Origin of the sequence: [Flexibacter] sp. ATCC 35208 (genome assembly GCF_001975825.1) — a bacterium.
Lineage (GTDB): Bacteria > Bacteroidota > Bacteroidia > Chitinophagales > Chitinophagaceae > Chitinophaga.
The window spans coordinates 342,199-361,054 of record NZ_MTKN01000002.1 but is presented as its reverse complement, the minus strand read 5'-3'; the positions used below and the strand labels follow the sequence as shown (position 1 = coordinate 361,054).

Genomic DNA, 18,856 nt, shown 5'->3' with positions numbered 1-18,856 from the left:
AAAAGACTAAACAACTTCATCCTATTTTTCAATCATACGATATGAACTTACAGGTAGCAAAACGGCTGCAACAAACAGAAGAATACTACTTCTCCAAAAAACTGAGAGAAATAGATGAAATGAACAGGGCTGGTGCCAAAGTGATCAATCTTGGTATTGGTAGTCCTGATCTGCCACCGCATCCTTCTGTGATCGAGGCATTGACTGAAAATGCTCATCGCCCCGATACGCATGCCTATCAAGGGTACAAAGGAATCCCTGCTTTGCGCCAGGCAATGGCCAGCTGGTATCAGCGCTACTACAGTGTGACCCTTGACCCTGAGAAAGAAGTACTGCCACTGATCGGTTCCAAAGAAGGTATTATGCACATTTGCATGACCTACCTGCAGGAAGGTGATGAGGCCCTGGTACCCAACCCGGGTTACCCTACCTACCGTTCCGCTGTGAACCTGAGTGGTGCTACCGTAAGAGACTATGACCTGGAAGAAAAAAACGGATGGTTGCCTGATCTCGATGCACTGGCTAAAACTGATCTGAGCAAGGTGAAACTGATGTGGGTAAACTATCCGCATATGCCAACCGGTTCCCGTTTCAACACTACCTTTGCAGAAAAGCTGATCAAATTTGCCAACGATCATAATATCCTCATCTGCCACGACAACCCTTACAGCTTTATCCTGAATGCACAGCCACAAAGCTTGTTGCAAACACCAGGTGCGAAGGATGTGGTACTGGAACTGAACTCCCTCAGCAAATCATCTAACATGGCCGGATGGCGCGTGGGTATGCTGGTGGGTAAACAGGAGTGGATCAACGAGGTACTGCGTTTCAAAAGTAATATGGATTCCGGTATGTTCCAGCCATTGCAAATGGCTGCTGTAAAAGCACTGGAACTGGGGCCTGAATGGTATGCAGCACTAAATGAGATCTATACCGGCCGCCGTCAGAAAGTATTTGAACTGCTGGAATTGCTGAACTGTACTTTTGATCGTGACCAGGTAGGTATGTTCGTATGGGCTAAGATACCAGCTACTGCGAAAGACGGATTTACAGTAACGGACGAAATTCTGCAGAAAGCGCAGGTATTTATCACACCGGGTGGTATCTTCGGCAGTAACGGTAATGGATATATAAGAGTGAGCCTGTGTAAAGATGAGAAAGTATTTGACGAAGTGTTGCAAAGGATCAGGGCAATTAAATAAACAGACAAAGTTATGATCGTAACGATAGTTGGTACTGGTTTAATCGGTGGATCTCTGGCCATCAGCCTGAGAACAAAGGGGGGCGCCACCCACATCATCGGTGTGGACCACAACGAAGATAATCTTAAAAAGGCGCAGGAGCTTGGTATCATCGATGAAGGTGCTACCCTGGAAGCAGCCATGCAGCGTTCAACAGTGGTCATACTTGCGATACCTGTAGACGGTTTGCTGAAAGTATTACCTTCTATTCTGGATAATGTGGGACCACAACAGGTGATCATGGATGTGGGTTCTACAAAAGAAAAAATATTAGCACTCGTTGCCGGTCATCCCCACAGAGGGCGCTTTGTAGCTGCTCACCCGATGGCCGGCACGGAGTATTCCGGCCCCGAAGCTGCTATACCGAACCTCTTCACCAACAAGACCATGGTGCTGTGCGATGTGAAAAACAGTGATGAAGACGCCGTGGAAATTGTTGAGGATATGGTAGACAAACTGCAGATGCGCCTCGTATATATGAATGCAGAAGAGCATGACCTGCATACAGCCTACGTATCGCACATCTCTCATATCACCTCCTTTGCACTGGCACTGACCGTACTGCAAAAGGAAAAAGAGCACGGACGCATCTTTGAACTGGCAAGTGGTGGTTTTGAATCTACCGTACGTCTGGCTAAGAGCTCTCCTGATATGTGGGTACCGATCTTTAAGCATAACCGTCATAATGTGCTGGATGTACTGGATGAACATATCCACCAGCTGCAACAGATGAAGGACCTGCTGGAAAATGAAGATTATGATGCTTTTTATAAACTGATCCAGAAATCAAATAAGATCAGAAAGATCTTAAAATAAGTAATCAATCGTTCGTGGGCTATAGTCGATGGCTCATAGCAACAAACCAAATAATCAAATCAAACACTATGGACTATCGACTATAGTCTGTGGACTAAAAAACTACAACGATGGTATTAGCAGACATCCTCTCCAACACTAAATTCTCTGATCCGGGCTCAGATAAGAAGCCGTTGATCATCTCCGGCCCTTGCAGTGCTGAAACTGAAGAGCAGGTACTTGAAACCGCACAGCGCCTGGCTAAGACAGGTAAAGTAGATGTACTGCGTGCTGGTATCTGGAAACCACGTACCCGCCCAGGTTCCTTCGAAGGTATCGGTGTACAGGGCCTGCCATGGTTACAGAAAGCAAAAGCCCTGACCGGTTTACCAGTAGCTGTGGAAGTAGCTACCCGTCAGCAGGTGGAAGAAGCCCTGGCACATGATGTAGATATCCTGTGGATTGGTGCACGTACCACAGTAAACCCATTCTCTGTACAGGAAGTAGCTGATGCGCTGAAAGGTGTGGATACAACTGTATTGATCAAGAACCCAATCAACCCGGACCTGGAACTGTGGGTAGGTGCAGTAGAGCGTGTGCGTAACTCCGGCATCACCAAGATTGGTCTGATCCACCGTGGTTTCTCCAGCTATGGCAATACTGAATACCGTAATGCACCGATGTGGCACCTGCCAATCGAGATGAAGCGTCGTATGCCAGAACTGCCTATCGTGTGCGATCCTAGCCACATTGGTGGTCGTCGTGACATACTGCAGGAAATCGGTCAGGAAGCAATCGACCTGGATTACGATGGTCTGATGCTGGAATCACACATTGATCCGGACAAAGCATGGAGCGATGCGAAACAACAGGTAACTCCTGAAAGACTGGCAGAAATTTTGGATGGTATCAAGTGGCGCCATGAACGTACCGATGTAAAAGAATTCAACTCTGCACTGGATAAACTGCGTGGTCAGATCAACCAGATCGATGATGAAATTCTGCTGCTGCTGGGCAATCGTATGAAGATTGCTGAGAAGATTGGTCTCTACAAGAAAGAGAACAACGTGACCATCCTGCAGACAAACCGCTGGAATGAAATCCTGGAGCGTGGTATCGCTAAGGGTGACAAACTGGGTCTGACAAAGGATTTCATCCTGAAATACTTTGATGCAGTTCACCTGGAATCAATCAACAGGCAGAACAGAGTAATGAACGAAGGCAAATAAGTGGCGTCCTGAGTAATCAGGCACAACCATACATCATTATATGAGAACATTATCTTACCAGTTCCAGCACAGTGCTACCAAATATTACCTGGGAGAAAGCCTCCACCAGCTGGGCAATTATGCAGATCCATCCCGTACCGTACTGGTTGTGGATGAAAATGTGGATAAACTCCACGGAATGAAATTGCAGGGTTGGAGGAAGCTGGTGATTCCGGATGGAGAAGAGAATAAAAGTGAGGAAGTACTCGAACAGATCATTGATGGGCTCATAGAGCTGGAAGCTGACCGCAAGACTATGCTCGTAGGTATAGGCGGTGGCATGACCACAGATTTAACCGGTTATGCCGCCAGCATATATATGCGCGGTATGCCGGTAGGTTTCGTACCTACCACGCTGCTCGCACAGGTAGATGCATCTATCGGTGGTAAGAACGGTATCAACCATGGTAAACATAAGAATATGCTGGGCACCATCCGGCAACCGGAGTTTATCCTGTTTGACTTATCACTGCCACTGACCATGCCTGACGAAGAATGGCATAATGGTTTTGCGGAGATCATCAAATATGCCTGCATCATGGATGCCGGTATGTTCACTTACCTGGAAGAAAACCGGGATAAGGCCATGCAAAAGGATGTAGCCGTTCTGGAATACCTGGTAGAACGCTCTGTAGAGCTGAAGACCAAGGTAGTACTGGAGGATGAATTTGAGCAGGCGTCTCGTCGCTGGCTCAACTTTGGCCACACGCTGGGGCATGCAGTAGAAAAAATTGAGAACATCGCCCATGGTAAAGCGGTGGCAATCGGGATGGTGGCAGCAGCCAAAATCTCAGAGAAGCTATCTACTTTGCAGGTGGAACAAACAAACCGGTTGATCAGGCTGATCAATGATTACCAGTTGCCGGTGACCCTGACTTCGAACAAAGAAGAAATGTACAACATCTTCAAGCTGGATAAGAAAAGGGAAAAGGATGCGATCAATTTTGTGCTGCTGGAACAATTAGGTAGCGCGCATACAAAGGCTGTACCGCTGGCAACGCTGAAGCAGTTGCTGGAGGAGCTATAAACAACCAAACACACACATGCAAGTAACAATATTACCCGGCAGCATTCATGGCACCGTAACTGCCAATCCTTCCAAAAGCGCTATGCAAAGGGCAGTAGCCGCAGCGTTGCTGAGCAATGGTAAAAGCATTATCCGGAATCCGGGTTTGAGCAATGACTGCCTCGCAGCACTGGATGTAGCCAGCAAACTGGGAGCAACTATCAATCGTCAGGAAGATTATATCGGGATTACCAGCAATGGTATTCACCCGGTACAGTCTGTAGATAACGAAATCAATTGTGGAGAATCCGGCCTTGGTATCCGCATGTTTACACCGATCGCTTCTTTGTCTGCACTGCCTATCACCATCAATGGGCATGGTAGTCTGACCACCCGTCCTATGAACTTCTTCGAAGAAGTTTTACCACAGGTGGGTGTAAAGATCAGCAGCCGTGAGGGCAAGCTGCCTTTGCATATTCAGGGTCCATTACAGGCGCAGAATATTACGATCGATGGTTCACTCAGTTCACAGTTCTTAACAGGCTTATTAATGGCTTTTGGTGCTGTTGCAGAAGATGTGACGATCACAGTGAAAGACCTGAAGAGTAAACCTTATATCGCCCTTACCCTGCAGCTCATGGAGCAGTTTGGAGTACAGGTGAAAGAGGAGAACTTTGAGCGTTTCTCATTTGGTAAGAAACAGGCATACAAAGCCGGCGAATATACTGTAGAAGGAGATTGGAGCGGAGCTGCGTTCCTGCTGGTGGCTGCTGCGGTAGCAGGCAAAGCAGAGGTACACCACCTCAATACACAATCTGCACAATCTGATAAAGCGATACTGGAAGCACTGGAAAAAGCAGGTGCAGGTCTGATGTCAGGTGTATTCACTGTGAATGTGGAAAAGCAACAATTAAAAGCGTTTGATTTCGATGCGACTGATTGTCCGGATCTGTTCCCTCCACTGGTAGCGCTGGCAGCAAATTGCGTAGGCACTACGAAAATACTGGGTGTGAGCAGACTGGCACACAAGGAAAGTGACCGTGGTAAAACCTTACAGGAAGAATTTGGTAAACTGGGTATAAGTATTGACCTGCATGGCGATGAAATGCTGGTGCATGGTGGTACAGGTATTACTGGTGGTACTGTTCGCTCTCACAATGATCACAGGATTGCCATGGCATGTGCAGTAGCTGCACTGACAGCGAGTGGTCCGGTAGTGATTGAAGATGCGGAGGCGATTAACAAATCTTATCCTGAATTTTACGAACATTTGCAGAAGTTAGGCGGTGTGGTAAAACAGGAAGGAGCCAACAGTCAGGTACATTAACACGACATTGATAAATCAGCATACTAATGAACAGTTTCGGTAGATTATTCCGGGTAAATGTTTTTGGAGAGTCGCATGGCGCTAGTGTAGGCGTGAATATTGACGGTGTACCGGCAGGTATTCCGCTGAAGCAGGAAGATTTCCTGCCAGACCTGGACAGGCGCAAGGCGGGCGCCAAAGGCACCACACCGCGTAAGGAAGATGATCTGCCTTACATCAAATCAGGCGTTTTCAATGACCATACAACTGGTGCGCCGATTACAATTTTGTTTGAGAACAACAATACGCGTAGTACTGACTATGAGAAGCTGCGTGAGTTTCCACGCCCCGGTCATGCGGATTTTGTAGCTACACATAAGTATGGTGGCTTTGAAGATTACCGTGGTGGCGGACACTTTAGCGGCAGGCTTACACTGAACCTGGTAGCTGCTGGCGTAATTGCCAAGAAGATATTGGGTGAAAGCATTAAGGTAACCGCAACTTTGAAAGAGGTGGCGGGATTGCCTGATGCAGCGCAGGGACTGGAAGCGGCGATTGCTGCAAAAGATTCTGTGGGTGGTATCGTAGAATGCGTGGTAGAAGGGCTGCCAATTGGATTGGGAGAGCCTTTTTTTGACTCAGTAGAGTCTTGTATTGCCCATGCGGTGTTTGCTATTCCGGCAATCAAAGGCATTGAATTCGGTGCTGGTTTTGCTGCAGCAAAGATGAAAGGGATAGAGCATAATGATGCGATACTGGATGCTAGTGGTAAGACTGCGACGAATAATGCGGGTGGTGTAGTAGGGGGTATTACTAACGGGAATCCTTTGGTATTCCGTGTGGCGGTGAAACCTACTTCAAGCACGCCTAAGGAGCAGCATACGTTGAATATTAAGAGTGGACAGGTAGAGGCTTTTAGTGTGAAGGGAAGACATGATCTGTGTATAGCGCTGAGGGTACCGGTGGTGTTGGAAGCAGTGGCGGCAATGGCGCTGGCGGATTTGATGATGGTGGAGCAGCGGAGCCCCAGAGTGTGGAAATAACTTAATAAAAAAGGGGAATTACAATCGTAATTCCCCTTTTTTATTACTTCTCGATGTCTAATAATTCAACATCAAAAATCAGTGCGCTATTTGGTCCGATCTTCGGCCCTGCCTGACGTTCACCATAAGCCAGATCAGCAGGTATAAACAACCTCCATTTTGAACCTACAGGCATCAACTGCAGCGCCTCAGTCCAACCCTTAATGACTCCACCCACCGGGAAGGAGATAGGCTGACCTCTCTCTACAGAACTATCAAACACGGTCCCGTCGATCAGGGTACCATGATAATGTGTCTTTACCTTATCTGCAGCGGTAGGTTTTGGACCATTACCTTCTTTCAGAATTTGGTATTGTAAACCACTAGGCAGTGCTACCACCCCTGGTTTAGTCTTATTCTCTGCCAGGAATTTTTCACCTGCTTCTTTGTTCTTTTGCATCTTTTCCGCTTTTATCTGTTGGAGATAATTACTGATACTCATATTTGCTATTTCTTTTGCTACTAACGTTGTATCCTTCAGTGCATCCTCGATCGCGTGTCTCAGCACATTCAGGTTCAGGCTATCCAATCCTTGTGTCTTGAGGGTATTGCCGATATCCTGACCAATGCCATAGCTTACGGTGTCGATCTTAGTCTGCAATAATGGTGCTACAGGAACAACAGTTTGCTCCTTGTCTTTGTTCTTTTTAGATCTTTTCTGCGCAAATCCATTCAGGGATATGACGCCGAGTGCTCCCAATAGTAGGGCTTTTTTAATCATAAAATAGTAGTTATCAATGGTAATGGACTTACGAAATTTATATATCTGAACGCCCGCAAGTTAAATTTTATTTCAACACCGGCAATTCTATAGCGGATGGATGTCCTGCATCATGATAAATACGGATGGTTGCCTTCTTAAAATCCTTGTCTGTAGCATGGTAGATATCGGTAAATACCTGTGGGTTACGATCTACCAGCGGGAACCAGCTGCTCTGTACCTGTACCATGATCTTGTGCCCTTTTTTAAATGTATGTGCTACATCCGGCAGGGAGAAATCTATATTGGCAGGTGCATCTGGTGTGAAAGGAACTGGTTTCTCAAAGCTCTCTCTGTATTTACCTCTCATGATTTCGCCTCTTACCAGCATTTCGTAACCGCCCATTGGATAGGTAGATGAAGGTACTCTGTGGTGTTCGCTGCGAGCCTTGTCTTCATATTTGAAATCATAAGGGAACACATCGATCAGCTTTACGATGAAGTCAGCATCTGTACCACTGGTACTTACTACCAGTTTGGCTGTGAGCGGCCCCGCCAGTGTAATATCTTCTGTCAATACATCTGTCGAAAAAGTAGCTACATCCGGACGGCGTTCAGCAAAACGCTGATCATCTGTCATGTAATTGATGGTACGATCGAAATGTACATCCTGTGTGTAAGGCACTGGTTTAGCAGGATCGCTTACGTATTCAGAGAAGCTGTTGCCACCCAGTGGTTTGGAGAAATCCAGTTTGCCATTGGCCTGCATGTAGATGGATTGTGCCTGTACATTGGCAGGAGGCCATTGCTGGAACTTGCGCCATTGGTTTTCGCCGGTGAAGAACACGGTTGCTTCTGCGATATCAGGTGATGCACCTTTACCTTTCAGGTAATAGTTGAAGAAGGGCACTTCGATATTATCCTGGTAGTATTCAGATGTATTGCTGTCGAAATGAACATTGCCTAAATGTGTACCATCATTGCTGCCCCACTGACCATGATACCATGGACCCATTACGATACGATTGTTGGCATCAGGACTCAGTTTCTCGATGGCCTTATAAGTATTCCATGCACCGAAGCAATCTTCTGCATCGAAGACACCACCTACTGTCAGTACAGCTGGCTGTATGCCTTTCAGGTATTGTCTTACATCCCTGGCTTTCCACCATGCGTCGTAGTCGCCATGGTTCATGAGGTCATTCCAGAATGCAATGCTGTCTCCCATCAATTTAGAGAAGTTAGACAGCGCACCGGTTTTGAGGTAGAACTCGTAGTTATCGTCAGTAGTGAAGTATTTAAAACCAGCAGGGCCTACGGTAGTTGGCTTAGGCCTTGGCTGACCGAAACTGGTATAAAAAGAGAAGGCATCTGAAATGAAGAATGCACCGTTGTGGTGGAAGTCATCACCATGATACCAGTCGGTAACCGGTGCCTGCGGACTTACTGCCTTCAGTGCCGGATGACCGCTCAATGCAGCCATGGTGCTGTAGAAGCCGGGGTAAGAGGTGCCGAATACACCTACTTTGCCATTGTTGTTGGCAATGTTCTTCACCAGCCAGTCGATGGTGTCGTAAGTATCACTTGCTTCATCTATCTCATTTTTGCCCTTTTTAGCCGGATTATAAGGACGAACATCCATGAAGGTACCTTCACTCATCCAACGGCCACGTACATCCTGTATGACCATGATATAGCCTTCGTGCAGGTATGTGTTGGTATACCTTGCATAGAAAGGTCTGAACTCTTTATCTCCATAAGGAGAGCAGGAGTAGGGAGTACGTGTCATCAGAAAAGGATGCTTCTCTGCATTGTCTTTAGGTATATAAATGGATGTAAACAGTTTTACACCATCCCGCATAGGGATATATACTTCTTTTTTAGTGTAATGTTCGTACATCCACAAGGAGTCTGCATCGATGGCTTTTACCTTTGAGTTAAAGGCGATAATCACCACAAACAGCCATAAGATCCGTTTCATAAGCATTATTTATTTTTCAATTCTTCTTTTGTCTTCCTGGGTAATGATTCCACTACGAGTTCATATGAATCCCTGATCCACTGATAGATCAGCTTATCAGAAATACCGGCGTGTACATCTACTGTATTCCAGTGTTTCTTGTTCATATGGTATCCCGGTGAGACACCATCATAGCGTTCGCGCAGCTCTATCGCAATTTCAGGATCACATTTGAGATTGATGCTTTCGAAACTATCGAGGCTGGTGAGTGTAAACATTTTTCCCATCACCTTGTATACAAGTGTTTCTTCACCAAAGGGAAACTCTTCTGTGACACCCGGCAGGGCGAGGCAAAAATCACGAAACTGTTCAATATTCATAAGGCATTGAATCTAAGTGCGTCCAAAGGTATAAAAAAACCGGGGCAGACAGTATACCTGTTGCCCCGGTTGTGTATTGTAAAAAATAAATAGCTACCTGCAGTTGATATGGTTATTTTTTTATGAATGATCAGGCTTTGCTGATGTTGAGAATGATGCGGGAATAACGACCGTATACTATCTCTACTTCCTGTCCTGATTTATAATCGTCGAGCCGGCCGCGCATCCAGTAAAAGAGTCTTTTTCTCTTTCTTATACCTTCCTGTTTTACAATAAAGCTGGTCTGCATATCATTGTTACCCTGATATACATGTTCCAGTGGTACCTTGATCTGTCCTTTCTGAAGGAGGGTCAGGTCTTTCTTGATTGTAAAGTACCGGACATCAGTCACCTTTATCAGCGCAAAGACAAGTACGAGTACGAAAGAGAGCAACCATACCCAAAACCAGGTATTTCTGTAACTGAACATGGTGGCATCTATTTCTTCGTCGGAATACCTTCTTTTGAGAAAAAATTGTGGTACGTATGCTGCGATGAGCACTAAAGTGAGGCCAATCAACAAGAACTTAATGATTTGCCTTTTGTTCTTTTTCAACGCATCCTGTAGGAGAAAGATCTCCTCGATGGTCATAAAAGAGTAATCCTGCATAGATAAGGGTTTTTCTTATTTCTAATATATGTAAAATTTTTCTAAATATAAGTTAGTATTAATACGATCGGATTGTACTTTTAGTATGCGTGTGAATAAAAAAATGTTAGTTTTTTGTCATTTGTAAATAAAAAAACGGCTAAAAGCGAATGCTTTTAGCCGTTTGCGTATAAGTTAATTTTTTCTTAAGCTTCTGCTTCTGCGTAAGCGCTTACAGGCTCGCAGGTACAGATCAGGTTTCTGTCGCCATGTGTATTGTTTACGCGGCTTACAGAAGGCCAGAACTTATTGAGTTTCACATATTCCAGCGGGTAAGCTGCCTGTTGGCGGCCATAAGGACGGTTCCACTCTTCGGCAGTGATAACGAACTGGGTATGAGGCGCATGCTTCAATGCGTTGTTTGCTTTGTCAGCTTTGCCTGTTTCTACAGCGCTGATTTCTGCACGGATCGCCAGCAGTGCATCGCAGAAGCGATCCAGTTCAGCTTTGTCTTCACTCTCAGTAGGTTCAATCATGATCGTACCCGGAACAGGGAAGCTCATGGTTGGTGCGTGGAAACCGTAGTCCATCAGGCGTTTTGCCACATCTTCCGCTTCTACACCAGCAGTTGCTTTGAATGGACGGAGGTCTACGATGAACTCGTGTGCACAGGTACCGTTGCTACCGCTATAAAGGATTTCGTATGATTTTTCCAGGCGTGCTTTCATGTAGTTAGCATTCAGAATCGCATTTTCAGATGCTTTCTTCAGGCCTTCTGCACCCAGCAGGCGGATGTATGCATAAGAGATGAGGAGGATGCTTGCAGAGCCATATGGTGCTGCAGATACTGCGTTTGCAGTTTTCTTGTCAGTCAGGTTTACGTGACCAGGCAGGTAAGGAGCGAGGTGTTTAGCTACGCAGATCGGGCCCATGCCAGGACCACCACCACCGTGAGGAATTGCAAATGTCTTGTGAAGGTTCAGGTGACAAACGTCAGCACCGATCAGGCCAGGAGCAGTTAAGCCTACCTGTGCGTTCATGTTGGCGCCATCCATATATACCTGACCACCAAATTCGTGTACGGTGTTGCAGATGTCTTTTACGCTTTCTTCATAGATACCGTAAGTAGATGGGTATGTGATCATGATACCTGCCAGGCTATCAGCATACTGTGCTGCTTTTGCTTTCAGGTCAGTTACATCGATGTACCCGTTTTCCAGTGCTTTCACTACTACCACTTTAAAGCCGGCCATTACTGCTGATGCAGGGTTGGTGCCGTGAGCGGAGATAGGGATCAGCATTACATTACGATGTCCTTCATTTCTGCTTTCATGATATTTCCGGATCACGAGTAAACCAGCGTATTCACCCTGTGCACCACTGTTTGGCTGCAGACTGCAGGCATCAAAAGCAGTGATCTTGCAGAGGTATTCGCCCAGTTCATCTACGATTTGCTGGTAACCACCTGTCTGCGATTTTGGTGCAAATGGGTGCATCCTGCTCCAATGAGACCAACTCAAAGGAATCATCTCTGTCGCTGCATTCAGCTTCATGGTACAGCTACCCAGAGAGATCATGGAAGTGTTGAGAGAAAGGTCTTTATTTTCCAGCATCTTGATATAACGCATCATCTGTGATTCGCTGTGATGACTGTTAAATACAGGATTGGTAAGGAAGTCAGAAGTACGTACCAGTTCTGCAGGTACAGCAGTTGCAGTCAGACTGTTTGTGTCTGCAGACAGGTTGCCTGCATTGAAGATAGCGAGGATATCGTTCACATCCTGGATGGTAGTGGTTTCATCGAGGGAGATGATCACTTTGTCAGCACCCGGATAGAAGAAGTTGATACCTGCACCTTCAGCTTTCGCTTTGATATCAGTAACTGCTTTTACAGTTACTTCGAGGGTATCAAAGTAATTGTAAGCAGCAAGTGTATATCCTTTTGCCTGCAGGGCAGCACCCAGGGCATTGGCCAGGATAGCTACGCGGGTAGCGATATTTTTCAGACCGGCAGGACCGTGGTAAACGGCGTACATAGCAGCCATGTTAGCCAGCAATGCCTGTGCGGTACAGATGTTTGAAGTTGCTTTTTCACGTTTGATGTGTTGCTCGCGGGTTTGCAGTGCCATACGGAGTGCGCGGTTACCCTGAGCATCTACGCTCACACCGATGATACGGCCTGGGATGGCGCGTTTGAACTCATCTTTTACTGCAAAGAAAGCAGCGTGTGGACCACCAAAACCTAATGGTACACCAAAGCGCTGTGCAGAACCCAATGCTGCATCTGCACCCAGTTCACCAGGAGAGGTGAGGAGGGTCAGTGCCAGCAGATCGGTGGCCATTGCTACGTAAGCACCAGCAGCATGTACTTTCTGTACAAAGCCCTGGTAATCTTCCACAGCACCTACGCTGTTAGGATACTGTACCAATGCACCAAAGAAGGATTCATCGATAGCAGCAGTTTTATAGTCGCCGGTTACTACTTCGATGTTCAGCGGAGTAGCACGGGTGATAATTACATCTTTGGTTTGTGCGAACACATTTTCGTCCACGAAGAATTTAGGACGAGCCAGGTTGTCATGGTCTTTGTTCAGTGCGCTGAAGAACATGCTCATGGCTTCGGCAGCAGCTGTCGCCTCATCCAGCAGGGATGCATTGGCGATAGGCAGACCTGTGAGGTCGCTGACCATAGTCTGGTAGTTCAGTAAGCTTTCCAGACGACCCTGGGAGATCTCCGCCTGATAAGGAGTGTACTGTGTATACCATCCTGGATTCTCGAAGATATTGCGCAGGATCACACTTGGTGTGATGGTATCGTAATATCCCTGACCGATATAGGTACGGAATACTTCGTTCCTGAGTGATACTTCTTTGAGATGACGGAGGTAATCACTTTCACTCATTGCCGCAGGTACTGCAAGCGGGTGGTTCATGCGGATCGCGCCAGGTACGGTCTTGCTGATTAATACTTCCAGCGAAGATACACCGATGGTCTCCAGCATGTGGTTGGTCTCTGTTTCGTTAGGCCCAATGTGGCGACCTAGGAACTCATTTTGTTGTATATCAAAAAGATTCATGATGTGAAAGCAGGTATGATAATAAGAATGTGCAAAGGTATTTTGTTTTTTAGCAATAGCCAAACCTGCCTCGGTCTTGTGGAAATTGTGGTGATAATTAAGGGTTGGATGTTTCCTTGAATTGTCACATGATTGTCGTATGGTGGAGAGTATTACCTTTGCAGTCAAATGGATGCATCACTAAATAACTGGAAGCAGCGGGCGACTGAGCAGCAAAAAGCCAATAAACAGTTTCTGCAGAAGCTACAGACGAAGAAGGGCAGGGGTGTAGAGAAGCTATTGCCTGACCTGCATGAGGAGGCTTTCAGCCACATCGATTGTCTGCAATGTGCAGGTTGCTGTAAGTCAATCAGCCCAAGGTTCAAAACGCCTGATATCAAGCGTATTTCAAAGTACCTTGGCATGCGGGAATCTTTGTTTATTGAGACTTACCTGCGACTGGATGAAGATGGGGATTATGTGGTAAAAAGCAGTCCCTGTCCGTTTTTGGGTGCAGACAATTATTGCAGCATCTATGATGCAAGGCCGGGAGATTGTGAGAACTATCCTTACACAGACAGCTATGAATTTGTGAAGCGGCCAAATACCACTTACCTGAACAGTACCATCTGCCCTGCAGTATTCTATGTGTTAGAGAAGTTGCGGGACGTAGTGAAGTAATAAAAAAGGCCATCTCTCAGAGATGGCCTTTTGTTTATGCTTTCAGGTCCAGCTTGCGCATGGCCGGCGAAATGATATAAGTTGTAATAACGACTCCAAGTGTCACACATCCACCAAACACGACAGATGGTACCAGCCCCATCATCCTGGCCATAAACCCGCTTTCGAAGGCCCCCAGTTCATTGGAAGAACCGACAAACATAGAGCTCACCGCAGCTACACGGCCTCTCATCTCATCAGGTGTTTTCAATTGCAGGATCGTTTGACGGATGATTACACTGATCGCATCCAGCGTACCACTCAATAGCAATGCAATGAAGGAGAGATAGAAGTTCCTGGACAAACCGAATATGATAATACAGATACCGAATCCGAAGACTGCCGCCAGCAGTTTGATACCCGGTTTATGCACCAGTGGTTTGTAAGCCAGTATAAACATGGTCATCAGCGAACCAACTGCAACAGCAGCGCGAAGCAAACCGAATTCCAGCGCACCTGCATGCAATACATCTGAGGCAAATACCGGCAGCATGGCTACCGCACCCCCAAACAATACAGCAAACATATCCAGCGCCATGGCATTTAATACCACCTTGGTTTTCCATACAAAGCGCATCCCTTTGGTCAATCCATCTACAAAAGTTTCACCTTTGGCCGCATAGTGTACTGGTTTAGGTTTGATCATGATCAGGCTGAACAGCGGCAGCAGGAAAATAGCTACCACCAGCAACATGGACCAGTGTACACCAATAGCATACACCAGCAAGCCACCCAGTGCAGGGCCTGCCATACTACCTATCTGCCAGGCGCTGCTGGCCCAGGTAGAGGCATTGGCATATAACGTACGGGGTACGATCAGACCTTGTAAAGAGAAATTGGCCGGACTTACAAAGGCACGTACTATACCTCCGCAGAATACCAGTCCATAAATACACATCAGTACCTGGTGGGTATCAAACCCTTCCACGATCTTATCCCATGTGAGGAAGAATAGTCCTGTACCAATAATGACGTAAGCAATCACGCATTTGAGCAGGATGCTCCTTTTCTCTCTCTTATCCACAATGTGCCCGGCAAAAGGTGCTAATAGTACTGCCGGGATGACCTCGGCAAGGCCTATGAGACCAAGGGCAAAAGGATCATGATTAGAGAGGAGATTCACCTTCCACTCTATGATAATAAACTGCATTGTAAGAGCAAAGACGAGTGCGAACCGAATAATTAAGTAGTAGTTAAATTCAGGAAGACGAAGTGAAGCGTAAGGGTCGTTCTTACTGTTTGTGTTAGCCGAAGTATCCACGTAATCAGTTTTTAAACCACTGCGAAAATATATAATTTGAATAAATACCTTCCTGACGATTTTACAACCGGTTGCATTTAAACTGATAAGCGGTATCGTTAAATTCGATCAGGAACCGTAATTTTATAAGACATTGGTCTGGTTTTAGTAGCAAATAATTGTAGTGAATGTGGCCGCCAGTAACGTATTAATAGCGCCTATGCTACACTCCCGGTTTCTCAATCTTTTGTTAAAAGAAAACTGCCATTCTAGCACAATGGGCAATTTTATGCTATATTTGATGACGTTCAATTAGGATTTTCTATGAGAAGAATGAAAGTGATTATACCAGTAGTGCTGATCACCATCTCGATGGGAGTATTGGCTTTCAGCAAACTGCGTAAAGAAGACCCCCCTGGCAAAAATGAAGTGATCATTGGTCTGGTAGGGCAAATATTAAAAGATGGGCACTATCAGCCGAAGGCTATAGACGATAAATTTTCAAAGGAAGTCTTTGACAAGTTCCTCAAGAACCTTGACAGTGAAAAGAAATTCTTTCTGAAGAGTGATATCGAGAACCTCAAACCATTATCAACTCACATTGATAATGAACTGATGGGTGAACCCCTGGATTGTTTCAATGCAATCAATGATCTGATTAAGAAACGTGTTGCAGAAGCAGCAGCGCTGTATCCGGAAATCCTGGCTAAGCCTTTCGACTTCACCAAAGAAGAAAAGGTAACCCTGGATCCTGATAAGGTAGATTACCCTGCAGATGAGGCAGCCCGCAAAGAAGCATGGCGCAAGGTGCTGAAATATCGTACCCTGGAAAAATACTCCGAACTGGTAGAAGCCCGCGACAAGCAGGACAAGAAAGATACCGCAAAGGCGAAAACCGATGTACAGCTGGAAGCCGACGCCCGTGCGAAGGTGAAGCAGGTATACGATCGCTACTTTGACCGTTTGAAAAACAGACAGGACGACAACGAGCGCTTCAGCACTTATGTAAATAGTATTACCGCTACAATGGATCCGCATACTGACTTCTTCCCTCCTGATGAAAAGAGAGCGTTTGAAGAGCAGATGGCGGGTAAGTTCTTCGGTATTGGTGCACAGCTGCGTGAAGAAGATGGTAAAATCAGGATCGTAAGCATCGTAACAGGTAGTCCAAGCTGGAAAGAAGGGAACCTGAAAGCAAACGATGTGATCCTGAAAGTGGCACAGGGTGACAAAGAGCCACTTGATATTACAGGTTATGCTGTAGAAGATGCCGTAAAAGTGATCAGAGGTGAAAAAGGTACTGTGGTGAAGTTGACTGTAAAGAGCGTAGACGGTACTGTAAAAGATGTTTCAATCGTGCGTGACGAGATCGTACTGGACGAAACATTTGCAAAATCAGCGATTATCGGTGGTCAACATAAAATTGGTTACATCTACCTGCCTGAGTTCTATGCAGATTTCCAGGACAGAAACGGTGCCCGTTGTGCTGAAGATGTAGCGAAGGAAATTACGAAACTGAAAGCTGAAAATGTAGAAGGTATAATCCTTGACCTCCGCTTTAATGGTGGTGGTTCCCTGCAGGATGTAGTGCAGATGGCTGGTCTGTTTATTCCGGATGGTCCGATCGTACAGGTGAAATCCCGTACCGGCGATCCAATGGTACTGCGTGACCGTGATAAGAGTGTACAGTATGGTGGTCCGCTGGCGATCATGGTGAATGAGTACAGTGCTTCTGCTTCCGAAATCATGGCAGCTGCTATGCAGGATTACAAACGTGCGGTGATCATTGGTAGCTCTTCTACTTATGGTAAAGGAACCGTGCAGCGTATGTTTAGCCTGGATGAGTTTTACTCCAACAAGGAGTTAGGTCCGCTGGGTGCGATCAAACTGACACAGCAGAAGTTCTACCGTGCAAATGGAGGTTCTACCCAGCTGAAGGGAGTTTCATCCGACATCGTATTGCCAGATCCATATTATGAAGTAGCAGAGCGTAAGGATAAAGATGCACTGAACTGGGATGAAATTCCCAAGGCAAATTACACACCTTGGGTAGACCCGGTTCCGGTAGCTGCGTTGAAAGCAAATAGCGACAAGCGCCTGGCGAACAGCGAAGCGTTCAGGATGATGAATGACAATATCGCTACCCTGAAGAAGATGGATGCACAGGACAATTATTCTCTGAACTATACGACTTACAAAACCGAGCAGAAGAATAATGCGAATGCGCTGAAACGCTATGATTCAGTAAATGAGAAAGTGAAAGAACTGGAGATTTCCAGTCTGAAAGTAGACCTGGACAAGATCGGTAATGATACTTCTAAACTGGCCCGTAATAAGGATTGGTTGAAGTTCAGACAGAAGGATATTTACCTGGATGAAGCGGTGAATGTGATGAATGATCTGATTGGAATGAGTGCTTCTAAAGTACAGGGTAGATTGGCGAATAAGTAATAATGTTATTAAGATAAATAAAAAAGCATNNATGCTTTTTTATTTATCTTACGGACGGCTTTTTAAAAAGAAGTTATTCGCCGCTCAATAATCGTATCAAATTCTTTAATTCCTCCTGCTTGTACATGTCCTTGTCATCCTGGAAGCATTTAGCCAGTTCTTCCAATAAGAACTGGATAACCCTCGTATTCGACTGAGGCATGTAATAAGAAGGTGTAGGAGGGAGGGACATTCTTTTCAGGTAGTTTTCCACATCCTGGTGGGAATAGATCTGTCCCTGAATAGGATCAATAAAGAACAGGATCCTGTAATCGTCCGGGTTGGCCGGCTCTGAAAAATCGTAGAAGCTATCAAAATAGGCGAGGATAAACTGTCTTGGGATGTTCACCGCATACACAGGCAGGTCCAGCATAGCACAAAGGCTCTGGTAAACGATACCATTGGTAAGCGGATTTCCTTTCTTGGATTCCAGCACCTGGTTGATAAAGAACTGGTTCTTCCGCACATAGGCTACCTCTTCTCCTTTCAGCCCGAAGTAGTTGTAGATCATACTGTTCAGCACATTGATCTGCTCCAGGGGGGTGAGGTAGTTATTGAGCTCCAGCCATATATTACGCTTGATCTTTTCGATTTCGTTGAGGACGGAATTTGTCTGCATATCAGGAAACTGATAGCGGGCAACAAGGATGGCTCCCTGTAGAAGATCGGGGATTTCGGCCTTATTCCACTGCTGCAAGGCCATCTGCAGGTCCATGTAGTGAACTCTGTGAATCAGTTGTTCTATCCTTTCCTGAATAGATTCATCTACAGTATTCTCCCACAAGTTCTCCAGATTTGGAATGATCTCTTTTCCAAACAACAATATCTTGCTGGCGACGGTGTCATATACCTCCTGGTCCGGATCGTCCAGAAGATGGAACAAAGCATTTATTTCTTTGGTCTCGTGCATAACAAATCAAATGTGCCGATGTGCAAATATGCTAATCCCTGAATCATCCAAATGGTATAGGACGGATCTTTTTC

General features: G+C 45.9%; 15 protein-coding genes. 8 read left to right on the top strand and 7 right to left on the bottom strand.

All coding sequences use genetic code 11. From position 1 onward, the window contains the following. From BW716_RS02965 to BW716_RS02940, 6 genes are all read left to right on the top strand, one after another. A partial coding sequence (locus BW716_RS02965; protein WP_235643430.1) for a pyridoxal phosphate-dependent aminotransferase occupies positions 1-1,202 on the top strand: 1,202 nt, incomplete at its 5' end. Positions 1,203-1,214: 12 nt separating this feature from the next. Continuing rightward, entirely contained in the window at positions 1,215-2,057 is an 843-nt protein-coding gene (locus BW716_RS02960; RefSeq protein ID WP_083720788.1) for a prephenate dehydrogenase, read from the top strand. Positions 2,058-2,167: 110 nt separating this feature from the next. Continuing rightward, positions 2,168-3,265 carry a chorismate mutase gene (locus BW716_RS02955; RefSeq protein ID WP_072359902.1) on the top strand — a complete coding sequence of 366 codons (1,098 nt, stop codon included), beginning with the start codon at positions 2,168-2,170 and terminating at the stop codon, positions 3,263-3,265. A gap of 40 nt (positions 3,266-3,305) precedes the next feature. Then, positions 3,306-4,331, top strand: a complete 1,026-nt coding sequence (gene aroB, locus BW716_RS02950; RefSeq protein WP_083720786.1) for a 3-dehydroquinate synthase — start codon at positions 3,306-3,308, stop codon at positions 4,329-4,331. A 16-nt stretch (positions 4,332-4,347) separates the two neighbouring features. Then, positions 4,348-5,637: a 3-phosphoshikimate 1-carboxyvinyltransferase gene (gene aroA, locus BW716_RS02945; RefSeq protein ID WP_083720783.1), complete on the top strand. Its 1,290-nt coding sequence runs from the start codon at positions 4,348-4,350 to the stop codon at positions 5,635-5,637. Positions 5,638-5,663: 26 nt separating this feature from the next. After that, positions 5,664-6,659: a chorismate synthase gene (locus BW716_RS02940; RefSeq protein ID WP_083720780.1), complete on the top strand. Its 996-nt coding sequence runs from the start codon at positions 5,664-5,666 to the stop codon at positions 6,657-6,659. A gap of 43 nt (positions 6,660-6,702) precedes the next feature. On the opposite strand, the gene BW716_RS02935 is transcribed toward BW716_RS02940, so the two are convergent. From BW716_RS02935 to gcvP, 5 genes are all read right to left on the bottom strand, one after another. After that, positions 6,703-7,419, bottom strand: coding sequence for an FKBP-type peptidyl-prolyl cis-trans isomerase (locus BW716_RS02935; protein WP_083720778.1), 717 nt, complete (start codon positions 7,417-7,419; stop codon positions 6,703-6,705). A 67-nt stretch (positions 7,420-7,486) separates the two neighbouring features. Next, positions 7,487-9,379, bottom strand: coding sequence for a CocE/NonD family hydrolase (locus BW716_RS02930; protein ID WP_083720821.1), 1,893 nt, complete (start codon positions 9,377-9,379; stop codon positions 7,487-7,489). A 5-nt stretch (positions 9,380-9,384) separates the two neighbouring features. After that, positions 9,385-9,738: an MmcQ/YjbR family DNA-binding protein gene (locus tag BW716_RS02925; protein ID WP_083720776.1), complete on the bottom strand. Its 354-nt coding sequence runs from the start codon at positions 9,736-9,738 to the stop codon at positions 9,385-9,387. A gap of 130 nt (positions 9,739-9,868) precedes the next feature. Continuing rightward, positions 9,869-10,387 (bottom strand): hypothetical protein, encoded by a 519-nt coding sequence (locus BW716_RS02920; protein WP_083720774.1) that lies wholly within the window; start codon positions 10,385-10,387, stop codon positions 9,869-9,871. Between the two features lie 185 nt (positions 10,388-10,572). Then, positions 10,573-13,443 carry an aminomethyl-transferring glycine dehydrogenase gene (gene gcvP / locus BW716_RS02915; RefSeq protein WP_083720819.1) on the bottom strand — a complete coding sequence of 957 codons (2,871 nt, stop codon included), beginning with the start codon at positions 13,441-13,443 and terminating at the stop codon, positions 10,573-10,575. Positions 13,444-13,611: 168 nt separating this feature from the next. Between gcvP and BW716_RS02910 the strand changes: the two genes are divergently transcribed. After that, positions 13,612-14,103: a YkgJ family cysteine cluster protein gene (locus BW716_RS02910; protein WP_083720772.1), complete on the top strand. Its 492-nt coding sequence runs from the start codon at positions 13,612-13,614 to the stop codon at positions 14,101-14,103. A 34-nt stretch (positions 14,104-14,137) separates the two neighbouring features. Here the strand turns inward: BW716_RS02910 and BW716_RS02905 are convergent, their stop codons facing one another. Then, positions 14,138-15,403: an MFS transporter gene (locus tag BW716_RS02905; RefSeq protein WP_083720770.1), complete on the bottom strand. Its 1,266-nt coding sequence runs from the start codon at positions 15,401-15,403 to the stop codon at positions 14,138-14,140. Between the two features lie 303 nt (positions 15,404-15,706). Here BW716_RS02905 and BW716_RS02900 point away from each other — a divergent pair, with 303 nt between their 5' ends. Further along, positions 15,707-17,833 carry a carboxy terminal-processing peptidase gene (locus BW716_RS02900; RefSeq protein WP_083720768.1) on the top strand — a complete coding sequence of 709 codons (2,127 nt, stop codon included), beginning with the start codon at positions 15,707-15,709 and terminating at the stop codon, positions 17,831-17,833. Positions 17,834-17,906: 73 nt separating this feature from the next. Here BW716_RS02900 and BW716_RS02895 read toward each other — a convergent pair whose 3' ends face one another. Continuing rightward, on the bottom strand, positions 17,907-18,782 hold the full coding sequence (locus tag BW716_RS02895) for a transglutaminase-like domain-containing protein (protein WP_083720766.1): 876 nt from the start codon (positions 18,780-18,782) through the stop codon (positions 17,907-17,909). Between the last annotated feature and the right edge of the window lie 74 nt (positions 18,783-18,856).

What these genes read in the sequence shown, in the direction of transcription:
- BW716_RS02895 (WP_083720766.1), bottom strand. Translation starts at nt 18,782, where the DNA reads ATGCACGAGACCAAAGAAATAAATGCTTTGTTCCATCTTCTGGACGAT.
- gcvP (WP_083720819.1), bottom strand. Translation starts at nt 13,443, where the DNA reads ATGAATCTTTTTGATATACAACAAAATGAGTTCCTAGGTCGCCACATT.
- BW716_RS02930 (WP_083720821.1), bottom strand. Translation starts at nt 9,379, where the DNA reads ATGAAACGGATCTTATGGCTGTTTGTGGTGATTATCGCCTTTAACTCA.
- BW716_RS02935 (WP_083720778.1), bottom strand. Translation starts at nt 7,419, where the DNA reads ATGATTAAAAAAGCCCTACTATTGGGAGCACTCGGCGTCATATCCCTG.
- BW716_RS02940 (WP_083720780.1), top strand. Translation starts at nt 5,664, where the DNA reads ATGAACAGTTTCGGTAGATTATTCCGGGTAAATGTTTTTGGAGAGTCG.
- BW716_RS02910 (WP_083720772.1), top strand. Translation starts at nt 13,612, where the DNA reads ATGGATGCATCACTAAATAACTGGAAGCAGCGGGCGACTGAGCAGCAA.
- BW716_RS02955 (WP_072359902.1), top strand. Translation starts at nt 2,168, where the DNA reads ATGGTATTAGCAGACATCCTCTCCAACACTAAATTCTCTGATCCGGGC.
- aroB (WP_083720786.1), top strand. Translation starts at nt 3,306, where the DNA reads ATGAGAACATTATCTTACCAGTTCCAGCACAGTGCTACCAAATATTAC.
- aroA (WP_083720783.1), top strand. Translation starts at nt 4,348, where the DNA reads ATGCAAGTAACAATATTACCCGGCAGCATTCATGGCACCGTAACTGCC.
- BW716_RS02960 (WP_083720788.1), top strand. Translation starts at nt 1,215, where the DNA reads ATGATCGTAACGATAGTTGGTACTGGTTTAATCGGTGGATCTCTGGCC.
- BW716_RS02900 (WP_083720768.1), top strand. Translation starts at nt 15,707, where the DNA reads ATGAGAAGAATGAAAGTGATTATACCAGTAGTGCTGATCACCATCTCG.
- BW716_RS02925 (WP_083720776.1), bottom strand. Translation starts at nt 9,738, where the DNA reads ATGAATATTGAACAGTTTCGTGATTTTTGCCTCGCCCTGCCGGGTGTC.
- BW716_RS02920 (WP_083720774.1), bottom strand. Translation starts at nt 10,387, where the DNA reads ATGCAGGATTACTCTTTTATGACCATCGAGGAGATCTTTCTCCTACAG.